General features: G+C 46.1%; 15 protein-coding genes. 11 read left to right on the forward strand and 4 right to left on the reverse strand.

Annotated features, from left to right (window positions below; translation table 11 throughout):
* Positions 1-4 precede the first annotated feature (4 nt).
* The 4 genes from QUA33_RS07510 to QUA33_RS07525 all read left to right on the forward strand — a co-directional run bounded on the left by QUA33_RS07510 (position 5) and on the right by QUA33_RS07525 (position 6456).
* Entirely contained in the window at positions 5-2083 is a 2079-nt protein-coding gene (locus tag QUA33_RS07510; RefSeq protein ID WP_333147744.1) for a dynamin family protein, read from the forward strand.
* Positions 2084-2097: 14 nt separating this feature from the next.
* On the forward strand, positions 2098-3795 hold the full coding sequence (locus QUA33_RS07515; protein WP_333147745.1) for a dynamin family protein: 1698 nt from the start codon (positions 2098-2100) through the stop codon (positions 3793-3795).
* Positions 3796-4259: 464 nt separating this feature from the next.
* The gene (locus QUA33_RS07520) at positions 4260-5324 is read left to right on the forward strand and encodes an aldo/keto reductase (RefSeq protein WP_333147747.1); all 1065 of its coding nucleotides are present in this window, start codon (positions 4260-4262) and stop codon (positions 5322-5324) included.
* 145 nt (positions 5325-5469) lie between these two features.
* Positions 5470-6456, forward strand: a complete 987-nt coding sequence (locus tag QUA33_RS07525; RefSeq protein ID WP_333147749.1) for a VOC family protein — start codon at positions 5470-5472, stop codon at positions 6454-6456.
* Between the two features lie 39 nt (positions 6457-6495).
* Here the strand turns inward: QUA33_RS07525 and QUA33_RS07530 are convergent, their stop codons facing one another.
* Entirely contained in the window at positions 6496-7857 is a 1362-nt protein-coding gene (locus QUA33_RS07530; RefSeq protein ID WP_333147751.1) for an NAD(P)/FAD-dependent oxidoreductase, read from the reverse strand.
* A gap of 550 nt (positions 7858-8407) precedes the next feature.
* On the opposite strand from QUA33_RS07530, the gene QUA33_RS07535 reads away from it, so the two are divergent.
* The 7 genes from QUA33_RS07535 (at position 8408) to QUA33_RS07565 (ending at position 16579) form a co-directional block, all read left to right on the forward strand.
* Positions 8408-9220 carry an SDR family oxidoreductase gene (locus QUA33_RS07535; protein ID WP_333147753.1) on the forward strand — a complete coding sequence of 271 codons (813 nt, stop codon included), beginning with the start codon at positions 8408-8410 and terminating at the stop codon, positions 9218-9220.
* A 39-nt stretch (positions 9221-9259) separates the two neighbouring features.
* Positions 9260-11890, forward strand: a complete 2631-nt coding sequence (locus tag QUA33_RS07540; RefSeq protein ID WP_333147755.1) for an MGH1-like glycoside hydrolase domain-containing protein — start codon at positions 9260-9262, stop codon at positions 11888-11890.
* Positions 11891-12118: 228 nt separating this feature from the next.
* Entirely contained in the window at positions 12119-12613 is a 495-nt protein-coding gene (locus QUA33_RS07545; RefSeq protein ID WP_333147756.1) for a DUF2231 domain-containing protein, read from the forward strand.
* Positions 12610-13227 (forward strand): DUF2231 domain-containing protein, encoded by a 618-nt coding sequence (locus QUA33_RS07550; protein ID WP_333147758.1) that lies wholly within the window; start codon positions 12610-12612, stop codon positions 13225-13227. Before QUA33_RS07545 ends, QUA33_RS07550 begins: the two co-directional genes overlap by 4 nt.
* Before the next feature lie 66 nt (positions 13228-13293).
* Complete coding sequence (locus tag QUA33_RS07555) at positions 13294-14211, forward strand: cytochrome c oxidase subunit II transmembrane domain-containing protein (protein WP_333147760.1); 918 nt, start codon at positions 13294-13296, stop codon at positions 14209-14211.
* Positions 14212-14267: 56 nt separating this feature from the next.
* Positions 14268-15941: a cytochrome c oxidase subunit I gene (ctaD, locus tag QUA33_RS07560; RefSeq protein ID WP_333147762.1), complete on the forward strand. Its 1674-nt coding sequence runs from the start codon at positions 14268-14270 to the stop codon at positions 15939-15941.
* A gap of 29 nt (positions 15942-15970) precedes the next feature.
* Positions 15971-16579: a heme-copper oxidase subunit III gene (locus tag QUA33_RS07565; protein ID WP_333096706.1), complete on the forward strand. Its 609-nt coding sequence runs from the start codon at positions 15971-15973 to the stop codon at positions 16577-16579.
* A gap of 21 nt (positions 16580-16600) precedes the next feature.
* Here the strand turns inward: QUA33_RS07565 and QUA33_RS07570 are convergent, their stop codons facing one another.
* The 3 genes from QUA33_RS07570 to QUA33_RS07580 form a co-directional block, all read right to left on the reverse strand.
* On the reverse strand, positions 16601-16948 hold the full coding sequence (locus tag QUA33_RS07570; protein ID WP_333147764.1) for a colicin V family bacteriocin: 348 nt from the start codon (positions 16946-16948) through the stop codon (positions 16601-16603).
* Between the two features lie 72 nt (positions 16949-17020).
* Positions 17021-17452, reverse strand: a complete 432-nt coding sequence (locus QUA33_RS07575) for an HPP family protein (protein WP_333096708.1) — start codon at positions 17450-17452, stop codon at positions 17021-17023.
* Between the two features lie 83 nt (positions 17453-17535).
* Positions 17536-18039: a DUF1622 domain-containing protein gene (locus tag QUA33_RS07580; RefSeq protein WP_333147765.1), complete on the reverse strand. Its 504-nt coding sequence runs from the start codon at positions 18037-18039 to the stop codon at positions 17536-17538.
* Between the last annotated feature and the right edge of the window lie 41 nt (positions 18040-18080).

The following is an 18080-nucleotide window of genomic DNA, read 5'->3' on the forward strand; positions in this document are numbered from 1 at the left end:
ACCCATGAACCTTAAAGTAGAAACTAGCAATTTTCTCAACGATTTAGAGCGCGTAGCCGCCGTCCGCCGAGAAATTGCAGATCGCCTCAGCAACATCGCGACAGCCATCAACCTATCAGAATTAGCAGCAGGAGAAGCATCGGGAAAACTAGGTTTAGAAACAGACAACGCTGACATCAATGTCGCCAGTAAAAACTTGCGCCAAGGAGTTTTTCGCCTGCTAGTGCTAGGCGACATGAAACGCGGAAAAAGCACTTTTCTTAATGCGTTAATCGGCGAAAACTTACTGCCCAGCGACGTAAATCCCTGTACAGCTTTGCTGACGATTTTGCGCTACGGTTCAGAAAAAAAAGTTACCGTTTATTTCAATGACGGCAAAAGCCCCAAACAGCTAGATTTTAAAAGTTTTAAACAAAACTACACAATTGATCCCGCTGAAGCCAAACGTTTAGAAGAAGAAAAGAAACCAGCATTTCCAGATATCGATTGTGCCGTAGTAGAATATCCCTTACCTTTGCTGGAAAAAGGCATAGAAATAGTAGACAGTCCCGGACTGAACGATACAGAAGCCCGCAACGAATTATCCCTCGGTTATATCAACAACTGCCACGCTATTTTGTTTGTACTCAGGGCAACTCAGCCTTGCACAATGGGTGAAAGACGTTATTTAGAAAATTACATCAAAAATCGCGGATTGAGCGTTTTCTTTCTGATTAATGCTTGGGATCAAGTGCGAGAAAGTTTGATTGACCCGGACGATCCTGAAGAATTGGCAGAAGCCGAAGGGAAACTGCGGCGAGTTTTTCAAGCTAATTTAGCTGAATATTGTTTAACAGAAGGACACGATATTTACGACGAGCGAGTGTTTGCAATTACCTCAATTAAGGCACTCAGGTTGCGGATGAAAAACCCGGATGCGGATTTGGCAGAAACTGGTTTTCCCGAGTTTATGGCGGCACTGAATACCTTTTTGACGCAGGAAAGGGCGATTTCAGAATTGCGTCCGGCGAGGACTTTGGCGCGTCAAATTTCTGCTCGCGTCCGCGAAGCTGTGGGGCGCAGATTACCATTACTCGATCGCGATGTCAATGAGTTGAAGGAAAAGATTAATTCAGTTGAGCCGGAGTTTAAAAAGCTGACTCAGATTCGCGATGAGTTTCAACAAGAAATTAGCCGAGTTAGAGATAGTAAATCGTGGGCGATCGCAGATTCTTTCCGCGCCTATGTTCTCAACTTAGAAAATACCTTTGAAACTGACTTTTTGCGGTATCAACCGGATCTAAAATTTCTGGATTTCTTCAGCCAAGGCAAGCGAGAAGCCTTTGAAGCATCGCTAAAACGAGCATTAGAACAGTACATCAACGACAAATTAGCAGCTTGGACTCTCACAGCAGAACAAGAGATGAATTCTGCCTTTTCACAGCTATCGCAAAGTGCGGCAAATTACGGAGCATCTTACACGAAAGTGACTGAAAAAATCACAGAAAAACTGACCGGGCAAAAAATACCAGCAGCAGTCAGCAACTCGAACGAAGATAACTCGCCAGCTTGGGCAAAATGGGCGATGGGATTGTTCTCCTTAACGACCGGAAATCTGGCGGGCGTAGCAATGGCAGGAGCGGGTTTTGATTGGAAAAATATCCTGCTTAATTTAATCACTGTGTTAAGCGTTAGTACGATTCTTGCTAGTTTGACGGGGATTGTTTTGGGACCGCTGTACTTGGCTTTATTGGGGATGGGTGTTGGGTTTTTGCAAGCAGACGGAGCTCGCAAAGAGTTGGTGAAAGCTGCGAAAAAAGAGCTGGTGAAATATCTGCCGCAGGTGGCTCAAGAGCAGTGGCAGCCGATTCACGATGCTGTGAAAGAGTGTTTTGATGTTTACGGGCGGGAAGTGGGCGATCGCATGAATGCCGATATTAATTCTCGGAAAGCTGAGTTAGATAATTTGCTGGAACAAAAGGAATCTCGCGAGATTAATTTTCAGGCTGAATCTGAGCGGTTGAAAAAATTGGAGGCTGATGTTTCTGCCGAGTCGCAGAGTATTGAATCGCTATATCAAGCTTTCCTAGCATCCGCTAAATGAAATAAAACAGCAATATGCAACAACCCGAAATTTATCAAAACCTGACCGACTATCTCAAATCAGCACTCGGTATTCTCGAACTGGATAAAAACTCCCAACTGTATCGAGATACCACCTCAATCTGCGATTATCTCGCCAAACCAACTTTTCAAATTGCTGTCTTTGGCCCGTTTAATTACGGCAAGTCAACTTTGCTCAATGCTTTGGTGGGAAATCGTGCTTTGCCGATCGACCTAGTGCCGACTACAGGTGCTGCCATTTATGTCAACTACGGCCAGGAATTGCGCGCAAAAATTACCCTGAAAGACGGCACGGAAGTTAGCGAACCGGGGACTGATGTTTTGAAACGCTATGCCATCCTTGACGACGCGAGACAAATGCGGGATGATGTGGCCGCTGTTAATGTTTACTGTCCCCATCCATTCCTGAAAACGGGTGTGGAATTGCTGGATTTGCCGGGAACCAATGACCGGGAAGAACAGGATAATTTGGTTCGGGATAAATTGCTAACGGCTGATTTGGTTGTGCAGGTTTTAGATGCTCGCAAATTGATGACTTTAGGGGAACGGGAGAACTTAAGAGATTGGTTGAGCGATCGCCACATCAACACTGTAGTCTTTGTTGCCAATTTTCTCAATCTACTCGAACCAGACGAACAAAAACAAGTCTACAATCGGTTGTTGTTTGTTGCCGAAAGTTTTCGCTCGAACTTGCCGAACAATATCAGCAATATCTACCGCGTCGATGCTTTGCCGGCTTTGAGGGCGAGGCTGAAAGGAGATGTGGCGGCCGCCCAAACTACAGGAATTGCCGCGTTTGAATCGGCTTTGCAAAGTATTGTGGCAGCTCAACAGGAACAACTAGCAGTTAAGTTGCCCAGAATTGAAGCTATAGCTACTAAAATTTGCCAATCTCTCCGAGCGAAATCTGAAACTGTCACCGCAGAAATAGCCGCAGCTCAAAAAAAGCACAAAGACAAAATTGAAATTAAACAAAAAGCTGAAAAACTGATATCAAAAGGCTTTCACGCCAGCGTTTCTGACTTCGAGATGTGGCTTTACCAGCCCACACTTTTGCAGCGTTATCAATCGGAAATGGCGCTGTCGCTCCAGGAAGGGAGTTTTGATGCGTGGAAGCTAAAATTTGAGCGAGAGGTCTTACATCAGCAGCAAACCATCGCAGAATGGGTAAATAAAGCTTGCGAATTCTTTGAGAAAGAACAGCCGATCGCACTTTTGATTTCCTTTCCTCCATCCCCGCAAGTCAGTTTACCGGAACCGCCGCCACCTCCAGCTCAAAAGTCGATCGACAGCGAAGTGGCTCCAGTGGCGATCGCCACCGGCTTAGGTTGGCTGTTGGGCGGGCCTGTGGGAGCCGCAGTAGTTGGCGGTGCTAGCTATATTTTGAATAAAAGAACTGGGTATGAAAAGCCGGCTGAATCGTCAGAAGCTTATCTCAATCAAGTAAAGGAAATTTGCAGCGAGGCTGCTAAAAACTATCTCGCTCGCTTCAGCACCGATACTTTTTCCATGCTGCAACACTACAAGGAAATCGCCGGAAAAGTAATCTGTTTTCAAGACAGCAAAGAGCCGCTACAGACAAATATTCAGCACTACCAGATCCAGTTAATCAATAATTTGTTAGAAAATATCGAATCCTGCCTTCAAATGACCAAATCTGTAATTAACGGCAAACGATCCGAACCGACATGAGGGCTAATATTAATTTTTAAAATACAAATTTCTTTGCAGAGTAGAAAGCGATTGAACGGAATATCAATCAGAAGCATAAACGTCTGTCAACTCGGTAAAAACTGAGATGTTAGACAAACCATTATTGCACTGGAGATATGACCATCGCTTTGGAAGCTATGTCGGGCTAACTTCCACACGGACTATACAACCACAAGTTACACAAGACATTGTGCAAAATTCTATATTTCTATGTGTTTTAAACACTTTGCATTAGGGCTTTTGTATTCCCGAACACATGGAGACTAAGCAGTGATTTATTCCTTTAGACAGTTGGATAACTCACGCACATCTGAAAAAGGCTAGAGAAAAGATTCTTTCTAGCTCTTTAGGATTATTTCTGTGACCTACTTTGATAGAGGTTTTTTGCATCGGTTCATCTAATACTGTGAGTAAGTCCTAGTTATTTCTTAAAGGAGACATTTATGGGTATCAGCAGACGCAATTTGTTAAAAGTAACTTCTGCTTCGGGTTTGGTTGCAGCAGGGCTGGCAGCTTCCGAAGGGTTTTTCAAACCTTTGTTAGCTCAAGATGAACCGGCTCAAGTATACGCTGAAAGTGCAGTTGCCCAAGGTCAAACTCAAAGCGGCGAGATGAGTTACAGGACGCTGGGACGCACAGGAGAGCGAGTGTCTGCAATTGGCTTGGGGGGACACCATATCGGACGCCTTCGAGAGGAGCAAGAAAGTATCAAGCTGATCCGCAGTGCGATCGACCGCGGCATCAATTTCATGGACAACTCCTGGGATTATCACAACGGACGCAGCCACCGATGGATGGGGCAAGCGCTGAAGGATGGCTACCGGCAAAAGGTGTTTCTGATGACCAAAATTGACGGCCGCACTAAGGGCGCTGCCATGATGCAGATTGATGAGTCGCTGAAGGCGTTGCAGACCGATCGCATCGACCTGATGCAGCATCACGAAATTATTCGGATGGAAGACCCCGATCGCATTTTTGCTCCCGGCGGGGCTATGGAGGCCGTAGTAGAAGCGCAGAAGGCGGGCAAGATTCGCTACATCGGGTTTACAGGGCACAAAGACCCTTTGGTTCATCTACGAGTGCTGGAAATTGCCGCTCAAAACAATTTCCGTTTTGACGCGGTACAGATGCCACTGAACGTGATGGACGCTCATTTTAGAAGTTTTGAGCAACAAGTTCTACCAGTGCTGGTGAAGAACCAAATAGGTGTATTGGGGATGAAATCTATGGGCGACCCTTACGTTCTTAGAAGCAATACAGTAAGCCCGATCGAATGTCTCCACTATGCGATGAATCTACCTACTTCAGTCGTGATTACTGGCATTGATAGTATGCAGCTCCTCGATCAAGCCTTTGAGGCCGCTCGCACGTTTAAGCCGATGGATCGATCGCAAGTTGCAGCAATGCTGAATCGCACTCGCGAGGCGGCGGCAAAAGGGCAATACGAATTGTATAAAACTACCAACCAATTTGATAGTACCGCCATGAACCCCTCGTGGTTAGGATAAGTGCTTTTGTATTCATCAGCACATCTAGACTTGAGCCGGAGCAAACGCAGCCTAATGACGAGCACTTGGGAAATTTTCCCAAAATTTTTTCGCATTTGGCTCCGCTCGGGGCTACCAAAAATTTAGATAAAGCACTACCAAGTTTATGAATAACCCCTCTATACAAGTGCAAAAAATCCGAGCCATTGGATTGACTGTGACAGATGCCGATCGCTCCAAGGATTTCTATACGAAAGCCCTCTCGTTTGAACCTGTTTCGGATATTACGGTTGAAGGGCAAAATTACAGCGATCTCGAAGGCGTTGATGGGGCAAAAATCCGCATTGTTACTTTGCAGCTTGGAAATGAACTGATTGAGCTGATGGAGTATCTTAACGTTGAGGGAAAACCCATCCCAAAAGATTCGCAAAGTAATGATTTGTGGTTTCAACACCTGGCAATTGTGGTCAGTGACATCGATCGCGCCTATGCACACCTGTGCTCTTTTCCTATTGACCCCATCTCCACTCAACCGCAGACAATACCGCCTGAAAATAAAGAAGCTGCTGGCGTGCGAGCTTTTAAATTTAAAGACATTGACGGCCACAATTTAGAGCTAATTTGGTTTCCTCCCGACAAAGGACAAGAAAAGTGGCATCAAAAGAGCGATCGCTCCTTTTTAGGAATCGATCACAGTGCGATCGCGATTAGCAACACCGAGCAAAGTCTCCAGTTTTACCGCGACTTACTGGGAATGCAAGTTGATGGAGGCAGCCTCAACCAAGGGGAAACGCAAGTTCACCTCGATAATTTGCCAGAAGCTAAAGTCAAGATTACCGCACTGCGGCCGATTCAAGGCGGTTTAGGAATTGAACTATTAGACTATTTAGTTACTCCAAAAGGCCGCCCCATACCGAGGGATTGGAAAAGTTGCGATATTGCCAATATGCAAGTGGAACTAATTGTTAACGATCTCGAGCAACTATTGGAAAAATTGCGACAAAATGGCGTTGAGTTTGTCTCCCCACGACTTGTGCATTTCTCAGATAATGCCAGTTATTATCGCCAAAGTTGTCTGGTCAAAGATCCTAACGGACACCGAATTTTACTGACCTCCGAACTAGCTAACTATAGCGCTTCTAATCACGGCTAACCAATTAATCTTTTTCACTATTTTTATGCACTTTAGCCCTTAAGTATCTATCTTATCTTTGCTATCTCCTAACATTTGAATCAATTTTCGGGCGACGACAAGACCGACTACTGCACCGCCGACCCATTTAATAACCTCCCCAGTCTGAATCGGGTGCAAGTGCTGCTCAAAAATTTCATCTTTTAACCATTCCGTTGTTACTTTAAAATTATGAATTGGAGTAGGTAATAACTCTAAATAAGTACCTTGGCGGATTAAGTGACCGACTTCTCCGGCAACTTCAATGCTATTGTAAATGTTAGCCACGCTTTCTTCTATCCCGAGTTTTAGCAGCGTTCCCCGCAGGTTAACTTCAGCAGGTTTTAGGCTATTTCCTAAAGCGAGAGCTTTCAAATTGTGAGCAATTGCAGCTCCCTGCTGATAAGCAACTTGAGCGGTGGCAGGTAAAGAATTGCCTTGAACTGTTGCACAATCTCCTGCCGCAAAAACTTCGGGAAAATCTAGCAGTTGTAGTGTAGGGTTCACTAAAGGGTTGCCGTGTTTGTCTCGGCTTTCCTCAGAAATTGCTAAACCTTTAATGAGCGAGTTAATGTTAGTTCCTGTCGTCCAAATTACTGTAGATGTAGGTAAAGTTTCTATCTGTTCCTGGCGCTTATATTCAACTTCGTTGACGCGAATAGCAGTCGCTTTTGCCTCCATAATAAATTCTACGGGTACAGTGCGCTTTTGCAGAGCCTTTTTCGCAATTTCGCGCAGGTGACTATTAATATCGCTGTCAAGAATTTCCTTGCCGTGATTGAGTAAAACGACCCGTACTTCTGCTGGATTGCCACCCATTGCAGCAAACCAATTAGGTAGTAAATCGCCTAATGTACCTGCCATTTCCACACCGGAAGGTCCAGCACCTACTACGGTGACTGTCAGGAATTTGCGACGCTGTTCTGCATCTGGAATCTGAAGAGCTTGCTGGAAGCAATCGCGTAGGTGTTTATCAATGGCGATCGCATCTTCTCCGGTACGGAAAGGGAACGCATTTTCTTGAGCTCCCTCTATACCAAAATATCCTGTAACGCTGCCTAAAGCTAAAACTAAATTGCTGTAATTGTAAGAATCCCCCGATGTTACTTTCACTTCGCGCCCGTGCAAATCAATGGATTGAACGGCATCTTTAACAAAGATTACACCGCTACCTTTTAGCAATTCATCATAGCGCGGCCAAACTTCTTCTGCACCCATCTCTCCGCTAAAATATTCATAAAGTAACGGCTTAAAGCAAAAGCGATCCTCTTTTTCTATCAAAATTACAGAACGGGGATAGTGTTGATGGCTCAAGTGCAAAGCTGTAAATAGCCCCGCAAAGCCGCCACCTACAATTACAGTTTGATAGATTGTGTTGTTCATAATACTGTTCGTTAAGCTTGATAATTATTGACATACCTAAGAAAATTGTTGTCTCGGTATGGACGGAGGATTTTATTAATCCATTCACTGCTTTTAAAACCAAAATTTTGCGCCTTACAAGCGGTTTTATTAAGTCGCATATAAACCGTTTGTTAACCATTTTTTTATTCTAACACCCTTATTATTTGCTCCTCAATTATATAAAAATGCAACTACAGCGGTTGTCAAAAAAGTGAGGTATGCCCTAGGCCCTATGCCCTATAGTACCTCCTAAGAGAACTCGAAAGGCTATATATTCTAACTAACTTCAAGTTATAGGTAATAATTATTCAAAAGTATCTATCTTAAGAAAGAGATAAATTTAACAAATATAATTCTTAAGATAGAAATATATTTGTATTCCCAATGACTAGACGCTAGAATTAGCAAGACTTTGAAGGAAATAAATCTCTAGTAGCTAGTTTGGTCAGAACTTTGACACAAAATTGTTATCAATTTGACAAGTAAAATCTCTATAAGTGTAAAATAAAAAAATAACGGAGAAAAAATTATGAGCTTTTCCCCTGAGCTTCTGAAAGGCCAAAAAGCTCTTGTAACGGGCGCAAGTTCTGGTATCGGCGAAGCGATCGCCCGTTCTCTAGCTTCAGCGGGTGCATCTGTTGCAGTTAATTACCACTCGGAAGCTGAAGAAGCGCAGAAAATTGTGGCTGACATTAAGGCTGCGGGCGCAGAAGCGATCGCTCTTGGTGCCGATGTCAGCAAGGAAGACGAAGTTAAGGCTATGTTCAGCCAGATGTTCAAGGAATTTGGTACGATCGACATTCTGGTTAATAACGCAGGTCTGCAAAAAGATTCGCCCCTCGTAGACATGACTATCGATCATTGGAACCTGGTGATTGGAGTCAATCTAACGGGACAGTTTTTATGTGCCCGCGAAGCTGCCAAAGAATTTATGCGGCGGGGCGTACAACCCCATATTTCATCGGCTGCTGGGAAAATTATTTGCATGAGTTCAGTACATGAGGTCATTCCTTGGGCCGGCCACGTCAACTATGCTGCTAGTAAAGGCGGTATTAATATGATGATGCGGAGTATGGCTCAAGAACTCGCACCCCATAGAATCCGAGTCAATAGTATTGCGCCAGGGGCCATCAAAACCCCCATCAATAAATCAGCATGGGAGACGCCAGAAGCCGAAGCAAAGTTATTAAAGCTGATTCCTTACGGTCGAGTAGGGGAAGTAGAAGATATCGCTAAAACTGCTGTTTGGCTGGCTTCTGATGACTCGGATTATGTTTGCGGTGCGACGTTGTTTGTGGATGGTGGAATGACGTTGTATCCAGGATTTGCCACAGGCGGCTAATCTAGATTCTGCAATCTGAAATATTCTCGGATAACTGCAATGGATGCTGAACAGAAACGAATTCAAGAAAATGCTGAAATGACAGCCCACTGGAACCGCTGGGGATCTTATTTAAGCGATCGCCAGTGGGGAACAGTCCGCGAAGATTATTCGCCCTACGGTACGGCTTGGGAGTATTTCCCTCACGATATGGCGCGATCGCGCGCCTATCGCTGGGGTGAAGACGGGTTAGGGGGATTTTGCGATCGCCACGGTCAAATTTGTTTCGCCCTCGCACTGTGGAACGGCAAAGATCCCATTTTGAAAGAGCGTTTTTTTGGGCTTACGAACAGTCAAGGAAATCACGGAGAGGATGTCAAAGAATACTACTTTTATTTAGACAATACGCCAACTCATTCTTATATGCGCTGGCTGTACAAATATCCGCAGCAAGAATATCCTTATACTTTGTTGGTTGAGGAAAATGCGAGGCGCAACAAATCTCAACCAGAATTTGAGTTGCTGGATACAGGAATTTTTGAGGGCGATCGCTACTTCGATATCGTTGCTGAATATGCCAAAGCCTCCCCAGAAGATATTTGCATTCGCATCAGCGCCACTAACCGAGGTTCGGAAACAGCAACCCTTGACTTATTGCCGACTTTATGGTTTCGCAATACTTGGTCGTGGACGGGTAGCGAAAAACAAGCGCTGGTTTCTCAAGCAGCCGATGGAATTATTAAAGCTCAACATCAAAAATATGGCGATCGCTGGCTGTTTTGTCAAGGTCGTCCCCCCTTGTTATTTACAGAAAATGAGACTAATCTACAGCGTCTCTACAGTGTCCCCAATACCTCACCTTACGTTAAAGATGCTTTCCACGAATTAATAGTTCACAATCGCAAAGATGCTGTAAATCCTGCTCAGATTGGCACGAAAGCGGCTGCCCACTATCACCTAGAAATCGGTCGAGGAGAAACGGCAGTTATCGAACTCAGATTTACTGATTCTTACACCGATACTCCTTTTAGCCAAGAGTTTGCGGAAACATTCATTCAAAGGGAAAAAGAAGCCGATGAATTTTATGACTCGCTGACTCCAAATCTTGATGAAGATGTCCGCAACGTACAGCGTCAAGCCTTTGCGGGATTATTGTGGAGTAAACAATTTTATGCCTACGATGTTCGCACTTGGTTGCAAGGCGATCGCGCAGAACCCACACCATCAGCTCAGCGTTTAAATAGTCGCAATGCTGACTGGCGAAATTTATATGCAGAAGAAGTCATTTCCATGCCTGATAAATGGGAATATCCTTGGTTTGCAGCCTGGGATTTGGCATTTCACTGCATTCCGCTCGCTTTAATTGATGCTGACTTTGCCAAGCGGCAATTGCTACTGCTAACTCGCGAGTGGTATATGCACCCAAATGGTCAAATTCCAGCTTATGAATGGGCATTTGGAGATGTCAATCCACCCGTGCAAGCTTGGGCGGCATGGCGAGTTTATAAAATTGAACAAAAGCGAGTAGGTAAAGGCGATCGCGACTTCCTCGAACGGATGTTTCACAGATTGCTGCTCAATTTTATTTGGTGGGTAAACCGCAAAGATCCTCAAGGTGCAAACCTTTTTCAAGGCGGCTTTTTAGGTTTAGATAATATTGGGGTATTTGACCGCAGCAAACCCTTGCCAACTGGCGGCTATTTAGAACAAGCAGACGGGACTGCTTGGATGGGAATGTTTGCACTGAATATGTTAGCGATCGCCTTAGAACTTGCCAGGGAAGATCGAGTTTACTCGGATATGGCGCTCAAATTTTTTGAACACTTCCTCTATATAGCTGATGCTGTTAACCATGTCGGCCCCGAACAAATTGCTTTATGGGACGATGAAGATGGATTTTACTACGATGCTCTGTCCCAGCCTAACGGTCAATGTTGCTTGCTAAAAGTCCGTTCAATGGTGGGGATGACGCTGCTATTTGCTGTCGATACTCTGGAAGCTGACTTATTAGAAACAGTGCCGGGACTTAAAGAGCAAATCGATTGGTTTTTCAAGAACCGCCCGGAACTCGCCAAGAATATTGCTAGTATGGAAATTAAAGGAGTCGGTCAGCGGCGGCTGCTTTCAATTGTCACCCCCGAAGCATTGCAGCGCGTCCTCAAAAGGCTGTTTGATGAAAACGAATTTCTCTCGCCCTACGGCATCCGCTCCATCTCTCGCTATCACTTAGAACATCCATTTATTTTTGAGTGGGATGGCACTAAATATCAGGTAGACTATGAGCCGGCTGAGTCTACGACTGGGCAATTTGGTGGCAATTCTAACTGGCGCGGCCCGATCTGGTTTCCCTTAAATTTCTTATTAATTGAATCGTTGCAAAAATACTACCATTATTTCGGCGATGATTTCCAAGTAGAATTTCCTACAGGCTCTGGAGTTATGCTTAATTTATGGGAAGTTGCCTTGCAACTAGAGCAGCGGCTAAACAGCATTTTTATGAGGGGAAAAGATGGTAAAAGACCTGTTTATGGCAGTTTAGAGAAGTTTCAAAACGATCCTCAATGGCGCGACATGATTTTGTTTCATGAATACTTTCACGGCGACAATGGTGCAGGATTGGGCGCGTCCCACCAGACGGGATGGACTGCACTGGTAGCAAAACTGATTCAGCAAGTTAGTAAAAAGCCATGAAACTGATACAATTTTGTTTTACATAGCACGTTTCAATGAGTTGTGGGCATTGTAGTGTGACCATCTTGTTCGCGGTACAATTGCATGAATGATTTAGACGCACTAAATCAATCTTTAGATAGATATCAAAGTGGTAATTATAAGGGAATAGTTATTAGCAAGACCAACTAAATTTGGGCGTTGCTATATAAAGTAACGGTAACGCCTTGATGCCGTAAGGATAAAGTAATGCCGGCTCTACCTCTCAATAGCGAAAATCTACCTTACCCCGATCCGATCCATCCGATTATTGTTCACTTTGTAATTGCGATGGTGTTTTTCTCGTTTTTCTGCGACGTTACTGGCTATTTTACCCGCAATCACCGCTTGTTTGAGGTGAGTTTTTGGAATTTGTTTGTCGCCGCGGTTTCTATCTTTCTAGCTGTCATTTTCGGTCAATTTGAAGCTGGTTTGGCGCAACCTTATGAGGTAGCTAAGCCTGTACTAGATTTGCACACAATTACTGGTTGGTTGCTGGCGGCAGTCCTTGCAGCTATTGCAGGTTGGCGCTTCGTAATTCGCAGGCGCGACCCCTTGAAAGTACCGGCTGCTTATCTGGGTGCGGCAACATTTTTGAGCTGCTTGGTTTTCTTCCAAACATATTTGGGAACTCGGCTGGTTTGGGTGTACGGGTTGCACGTAGAACCGATCGTTGAAGCGACGAAAAGAGGAATTTTACAATGAACTCCCAACTTGTGCAGCAACTTGTCGATCAGTTGGGGTTCAAGCTAGGTGCAAATAGACTACCCTACGAAGTGCCAATTCATCCGAATTTTGTGCATTTCACGCTGGGTTTGTTTATCATTGCGATCTTATTTGATATAGCAGGAAATCTTTTTCCCTTAGAAAGACCAATCTTTAAATTTTTGGCTCTCCCTGCAATCCGATCGAGCTTTTATGATGTGGGCTGGTACAATTTGGTCGCCAGTGCGATCGTCACATTTTTTACTGTAGCAGCGGGCTTTTTCGAGATTATGCTCGCAGATCCGGCAGCGAATGTCAAGAGCGCGTGGGGATTGGGAGCAGCTCCAACGATGATCTTGCACGGTTTGGGCGGAGTTTTGCTGTTGGGGGCGATCGTTGCCATGACTGTGTGGAGGGGGTTTCAGCGCTACCGCTGGCGCCCGGAAGCCACCAGGCAAGTACAGTGGAGCTATTTGCTAGCAGGCGTGGTCATGCTGGGTTTCCTATTCGTTCACGGGACGCTGGGAGCACATCTGGGAGACCAGTTTGGGATTCACAATACCGCTGCGGGTTTGCTCCGACAGGGGGGGAATCCTAGTTCTGCGCTCAAGTAAATAGGTAAACAAATTAACTGTTTTCAGTTAGAATACGCATCTTTAAGGTTTCTACCCGTTTTTCTGATGAAAGTTTTTAAGGCCTTGCTATTAGCTATTGCGATCGCCGTGGATATAGTCGCCAGCCACTGGGTGGGACAGCAGGCCTATTCTTGGATGCCCAGTCAGGGAACAGCAGAAGCGAAACAAGTTGACAATCTGTTTAGCTTCCTGGTGTCGATCGGAGCGTTTATTTTTGTGGGAATTGTTGCCATTATCCTCTATTCTATCCTCACTTCCCGGGCACAGAAAGGAGACTTCAGCCACGGTCATCCTGCGAGGGGAAATTGGAAAATCGAGCTTCTTTGGGTAGTTGTTCCGGTGCTGTTAGTGTTGTGGATTGCGGCTCAAAGCTACATCATTTATCAGCAAATCAACATCCAGGGTTTGACACCGATCGCACACTTGCACCTGCCTCTAGAACAACCTGTTTATGCCGCCAATAAACCCAGTGAAAACAACAACAATTCTAAACCAGTTACTGAAGAAATTGAGGTAATTTCTAAACAGTGGTCTTGGTCTTTCCGCTATCCGCGCCGGAATGTTACCAGTACAGAATTGCACCTGCCAGTTAATCAAAATGTGCGGCTGACCTTGCAATCGCAGGATGTTATTCACGGTTTTTATGTTCCTGAGTTCCGCATCAAGCAAGACATCATCCCTAACCGCACTCTTAACTTTGTGTTCGCGCCGATCCGAGAAGGCAAATATCGGTTGAGGGATTCTCAATTCAGCGGCACTTACTTTGCATTGATGCAGGCGGATGTGTACGTTGAATCCCCGGAAGCTTACGATCGCTGGCTGGCCCAAGCTGCGGCACAATCGCCAACTCCTGCAAGCAATCAGGCGGTTTCTGAACACACAAACCAAGTCCAGAAAGCCAGAGGTAGTTTCTGGCCGACTGTTTTGCCGGCTCCGCCTCCTGTTGTAAATCATCCCAACTGATCGAACCATCGGCAAAAAACCAAATTTCCTGTTTATTAATAATTAACAACTGAAAGATGACAAATAACTCGATTGAAAACATTGCCGGTGGTAATAATTCTGAAAGCGAGCGCACTGAAAATCCGATTGGTTGGGGGCGCTACCTCAGATTCAGTAAAGATCACAAAGTTATCGGCATTCAATACCTAATCACTGCCTTTATCTTCTTCCTGATCGCGGGTTTATTCTCGATGATTATTCGCGCCGAACTGATCCAACCGCAATTAAATCTAGTCGATCGCCCCCTCTACAATGGCTTGTTCACGATGCACGGCACGATGATGATCTTCCTGTGGGTGTTCCCGTGTCTGGTGGGTCTAGCTAACTATCTAATACCGCTGATGATTGGGGCGCGGGACATGGCGTTTCCTCTCCTCAATGCCATCTCCTTCTGGATAGTTCCCCCGGCGGGTTTGTTACTGCTGTCGAGCTTTTTCCTGCCCAGCGGTACCGCCCAGGCTGGCTGGTGGTCTTACCCGCCGGTTAGTATCCAGAACCCGTCGGGTCATTTAATCAACGGTCAACTGATCTGGCTTTTGAGTATCGCGCTGCTGGGCATCTCGTCGATTATGGGGGGAGTTAACTTCGTGACGACCATACTCAGGATGCGGGCACCGGGCATGACGTGGTTTCGGATGCCCATCTTCGTCTGGACGGTTTTGAGTGCTCAGTTGCTGCAACTGTTTTGCCTGCCTGCCCTCACTGCGGCTGCGGTGCTGCTGTTTTTCGATTTGGCGCTGGGGACAACCTTTTTCGATCCCTTTAACGATGGCAGTCCGATTCTTTATCAGCACTTATTCTGGTTTTACTCACACCCAGCAGTTTACGTGATGGCGCTGCCTGCCTTTGGCATCTTCTCGGAGATACTGCCGGCTTTTTCCCGCAACCCTTTGTTTGGCTATAAATCAGTCGCGATCGCATCCTTTGCCATTTCTCTAGTCAGCATATTCGTCTGGGTACACCACCTGTTTGCCAGCGGCACCCCTGGCTGGATGCGGATGTTGTTCATGTTCTCCACGATGTTGGTGGCCGTACCGACTGGTGTCAAGGTATTCGCTTGGACTGCTACTGTCTGGGGCGGAAAGCTGCACCTACAAACGCCGATGTTGTTTGCCTTGGGAGGTGTGGTGATGTTTCTTTTCGGTGGCATCACTGGTGTCATGCTGGGGGCAGTGCCGTTTGACCTGCACGTAAATAACACATATTTCGTAGTCGGTCACTTCCACTACATTGTCTTCAACACTGTAACAATTGCGATTTTTGGAGCAATTTACTACTGGTTTCCCAAAATGACGGGGCGGATGTATGCCGAGGGCTGGGGTAAAATCCACTTCTGGCTGACTTTTATCGGGGCTAATCTCACTTTCTTTCCGATGCACCCGTTGGGCTTGCAGGGGATGGTGCGCCGAGTTGCCTCCTATGACCCGCAATACCAAGGGTTGAACGTTATTGCCAGTTTGGGGGGATTTCTGCTGGGGGTGGCGACGCTGCCTTTTATCGTCAATATGGTGGTTTCCGCGTTGCAGGGCCCGAAAGCCACTAATAATCCTTGGCACGCTACGGGGTTGGAGTGGACGGTTTCTTCGCCGCCGCCTGTTGAGAATTTTGCCCAGATTCCGGTTGTGACTTTGCCGCCTTACCACTACGTCGATTCTCCAGATCCGATCGCCCAGGCTTCTGCTCAAGAATAGCTGCAATTTCCATCCTGAAAGAGTTACTTATGGCAAATCCTACGCATTCAGGGCGATCGCGCCACTCCTCGCCCAAAGGAAGCAAGCAAAATTCTCAAGAACACGGAAACGCGATGTTTGGCTTTACCGCGTTCTTGCTTTCGGAGAGCATGGTCTTCCTCAGTTTTTTCGCGGCTTACATCATCTTGCGGCAGACAACTCCCAACTGGCTGCCTCCTGGTGTCCCGAAATTAGAGGTGCTTAAACCTGCAATTAGCACGGCGGTACTGGTTTCCAGCAGTTTTGTCATTTACTTTGCCGAACGCGCCCTCGATCGCCGGAAACTGGCGCAATTTCGCTTGCTTTGGCTGCTGGCATCCTTGATGGGAACTTACTTTTTAGTTAATCAGGCGATCGAGTGGAACCACCTATCTTTTGGGCTGACGACGGGGTTATTTGGCGCGACATTTTATCTGCTGACGGGGTTTCACGGTTTGCACGTTTTTGTCGGGATTATCTTGCAGCTAATTATGCTTGTGCGTTCTTTCATTCCGGGCAATTACAATGCCGGTCACTTCGGCGTGAGTGCAGCTTCTTTGTTTTGGCACTTTGTTGATGTGATTTGGATTGTTTTGTTCTCGCTGGTTTATCTGTGGTAGTTCTATTTCTTTGCCCAAACTCTACCCTTGCGGTTTTGAGAGTGCTTGTAATTCTTCCCAATTGTAATGTTTGGGCAATTCAACTGGCTTAGCATTCGCGCCTAAACCTAACCCGCTCGCAGGCTGAATTTCGGCGATCGCCTCTGAAGCAACATCAGCCACCGCATTGCCGGCAATACCACCCGCGATCGCTCCTGCAATGCTACCAATGGCAGCACCAACCTTTCCCCCAACAGAATTACCAATGGCCGCACCGGCTACACTGCCGCCGACTGCGCCCAATCCTGTGGCGATCGGATGATTATCGGGATTCTTTTGAGGATCGTTGAGATCTTTGTCGTCAGATTCAGATTGCTGCTTGTCATTCATCGTCGTAACCTCCTTAAAACTTGGAACTTTAGATTTTGGAAATCATGGGTCAGGTTTGCACCAACAGCGAGACTAAGATGTGCTGTAGCGAGCTAACACCCACAGAGTAAAGCGCTCCAATCCCACCAACAGGGCAGTAATGCCGACGGCTAAACCAAACAAAACTAAGTTGTTTTCGTTACTCGCCTTCAAAGCAAAACTTAGGGAAGTAGAGACGGCAGGGGGATGGACGACATCCAGCAGGATCATCAGGACGATTGTCACCACCATAGCTATGCCACCGGAGAGATATCCAGAACCAAAAATCATGTACGCAATCCAGCCAATTGTTGCTGCCATTATTTGAGCAAGGCTCAGCGTTCGCATAGTGTTCGTACCGTGCTGCGGATCTAGGTAAATTAGAAACGCACTAGAAGCCAGGGAGGCAAATAAAAGGCGTTGGCGACTTAGCACTTCGACCAAAGCGAATACGCCCAACACAATTGCAGTGGGTGCTACGGCCAATGCGAGCTCACCCTTGAGAGTTAACCTGCGCCTTATGGATCGATTTACACCTTCTATTGGTTTTAAGCTGGAACGATTTCGGCTCATGCTTCCTTTGCGATGGCGCTCTTCTCGTTGATGCGGCGCTGCTCTCCCTGCCTGATCTCACGCTCTAAGAAGTAGTTCAACAGCGTTCGCAGCAGAACGATCGCCCCTAAATTCAAAATATCCTGGCGGGTTGGTGCAACTGCGGTACGCAGGATATCACTCGCTACGGTAAATTCCAGCCCCAATGCCAGCACTCGTCCCAGTTTCAGACGAATACCTTCAGTTGCATCTACATGGTATCTCGAACGCAATAACAACTGATGCAGATACTCCCAAATTCCCCGAATGATACCCAGGCCAATGACAATTGCAGCCGCAATTTCTGCTCCTGCTGCCAAATAGCCCACGATTAGCTTGAGCCAGGACTCCAAAGGAATAGCTGCACTTTCTACTGGCGCCCCTGCTCCAACATTGAGGCTCAACAGAAGTACCAGCCCAAAAATCAGGCCCAGAGGCAATAACAGGTTGATGAGTGATTCGATGAAAAGCTCTTGTTTCATAGACTGTTAGTTATCTCACCACGAACAACGAATCTGCCCCT

The organism is Microcoleus sp. Pol14D4 (genome assembly GCF_036701245.1).
Lineage (GTDB): Bacteria > Cyanobacteriota > Cyanobacteriia > Cyanobacteriales > Microcoleaceae > Microcoleus.

Excerpts from the sequence above, each read along its gene's own strand:
- QUA33_RS07525 (WP_333147749.1), top strand. The coding sequence starts at position 5,470 with ATGAATAACCCCTCTATACAAGTGCAAAAAATCCGAGCCATTGGATTG.
- QUA33_RS07530 (WP_333147751.1), bottom strand. The coding sequence starts at position 7,857 with ATGAACAACACAATCTATCAAACTGTAATTGTAGGTGGCGGCTTTGCG.
- QUA33_RS07555 (WP_333147760.1), top strand. The coding sequence starts at position 13,294 with ATGAAAGTTTTTAAGGCCTTGCTATTAGCTATTGCGATCGCCGTGGAT.
- ctaD (WP_333147762.1), top strand. The coding sequence starts at position 14,268 with ATGACAAATAACTCGATTGAAAACATTGCCGGTGGTAATAATTCTGAA.
- QUA33_RS07510 (WP_333147744.1), top strand. The coding sequence starts at position 5 with ATGAACCTTAAAGTAGAAACTAGCAATTTTCTCAACGATTTAGAGCGC.
- QUA33_RS07515 (WP_333147745.1), top strand. The coding sequence starts at position 2,098 with ATGCAACAACCCGAAATTTATCAAAACCTGACCGACTATCTCAAATCA.
- QUA33_RS07520 (WP_333147747.1), top strand. The coding sequence starts at position 4,260 with ATGGGTATCAGCAGACGCAATTTGTTAAAAGTAACTTCTGCTTCGGGT.
- QUA33_RS07545 (WP_333147756.1), top strand. The coding sequence starts at position 12,119 with ATGCCGGCTCTACCTCTCAATAGCGAAAATCTACCTTACCCCGATCCG.
- QUA33_RS07535 (WP_333147753.1), top strand. The coding sequence starts at position 8,408 with ATGAGCTTTTCCCCTGAGCTTCTGAAAGGCCAAAAAGCTCTTGTAACG.
- QUA33_RS07550 (WP_333147758.1), top strand. The coding sequence starts at position 12,610 with ATGAACTCCCAACTTGTGCAGCAACTTGTCGATCAGTTGGGGTTCAAG.
- QUA33_RS07570 (WP_333147764.1), bottom strand. The coding sequence starts at position 16,948 with ATGAATGACAAGCAGCAATCTGAATCTGACGACAAAGATCTCAACGAT.
- QUA33_RS07540 (WP_333147755.1), top strand. The coding sequence starts at position 9,260 with ATGGATGCTGAACAGAAACGAATTCAAGAAAATGCTGAAATGACAGCC.
- QUA33_RS07580 (WP_333147765.1), bottom strand. The coding sequence starts at position 18,039 with ATGAAACAAGAGCTTTTCATCGAATCACTCATCAACCTGTTATTGCCT.
- QUA33_RS07565 (WP_333096706.1), top strand. The coding sequence starts at position 15,971 with ATGGCAAATCCTACGCATTCAGGGCGATCGCGCCACTCCTCGCCCAAA.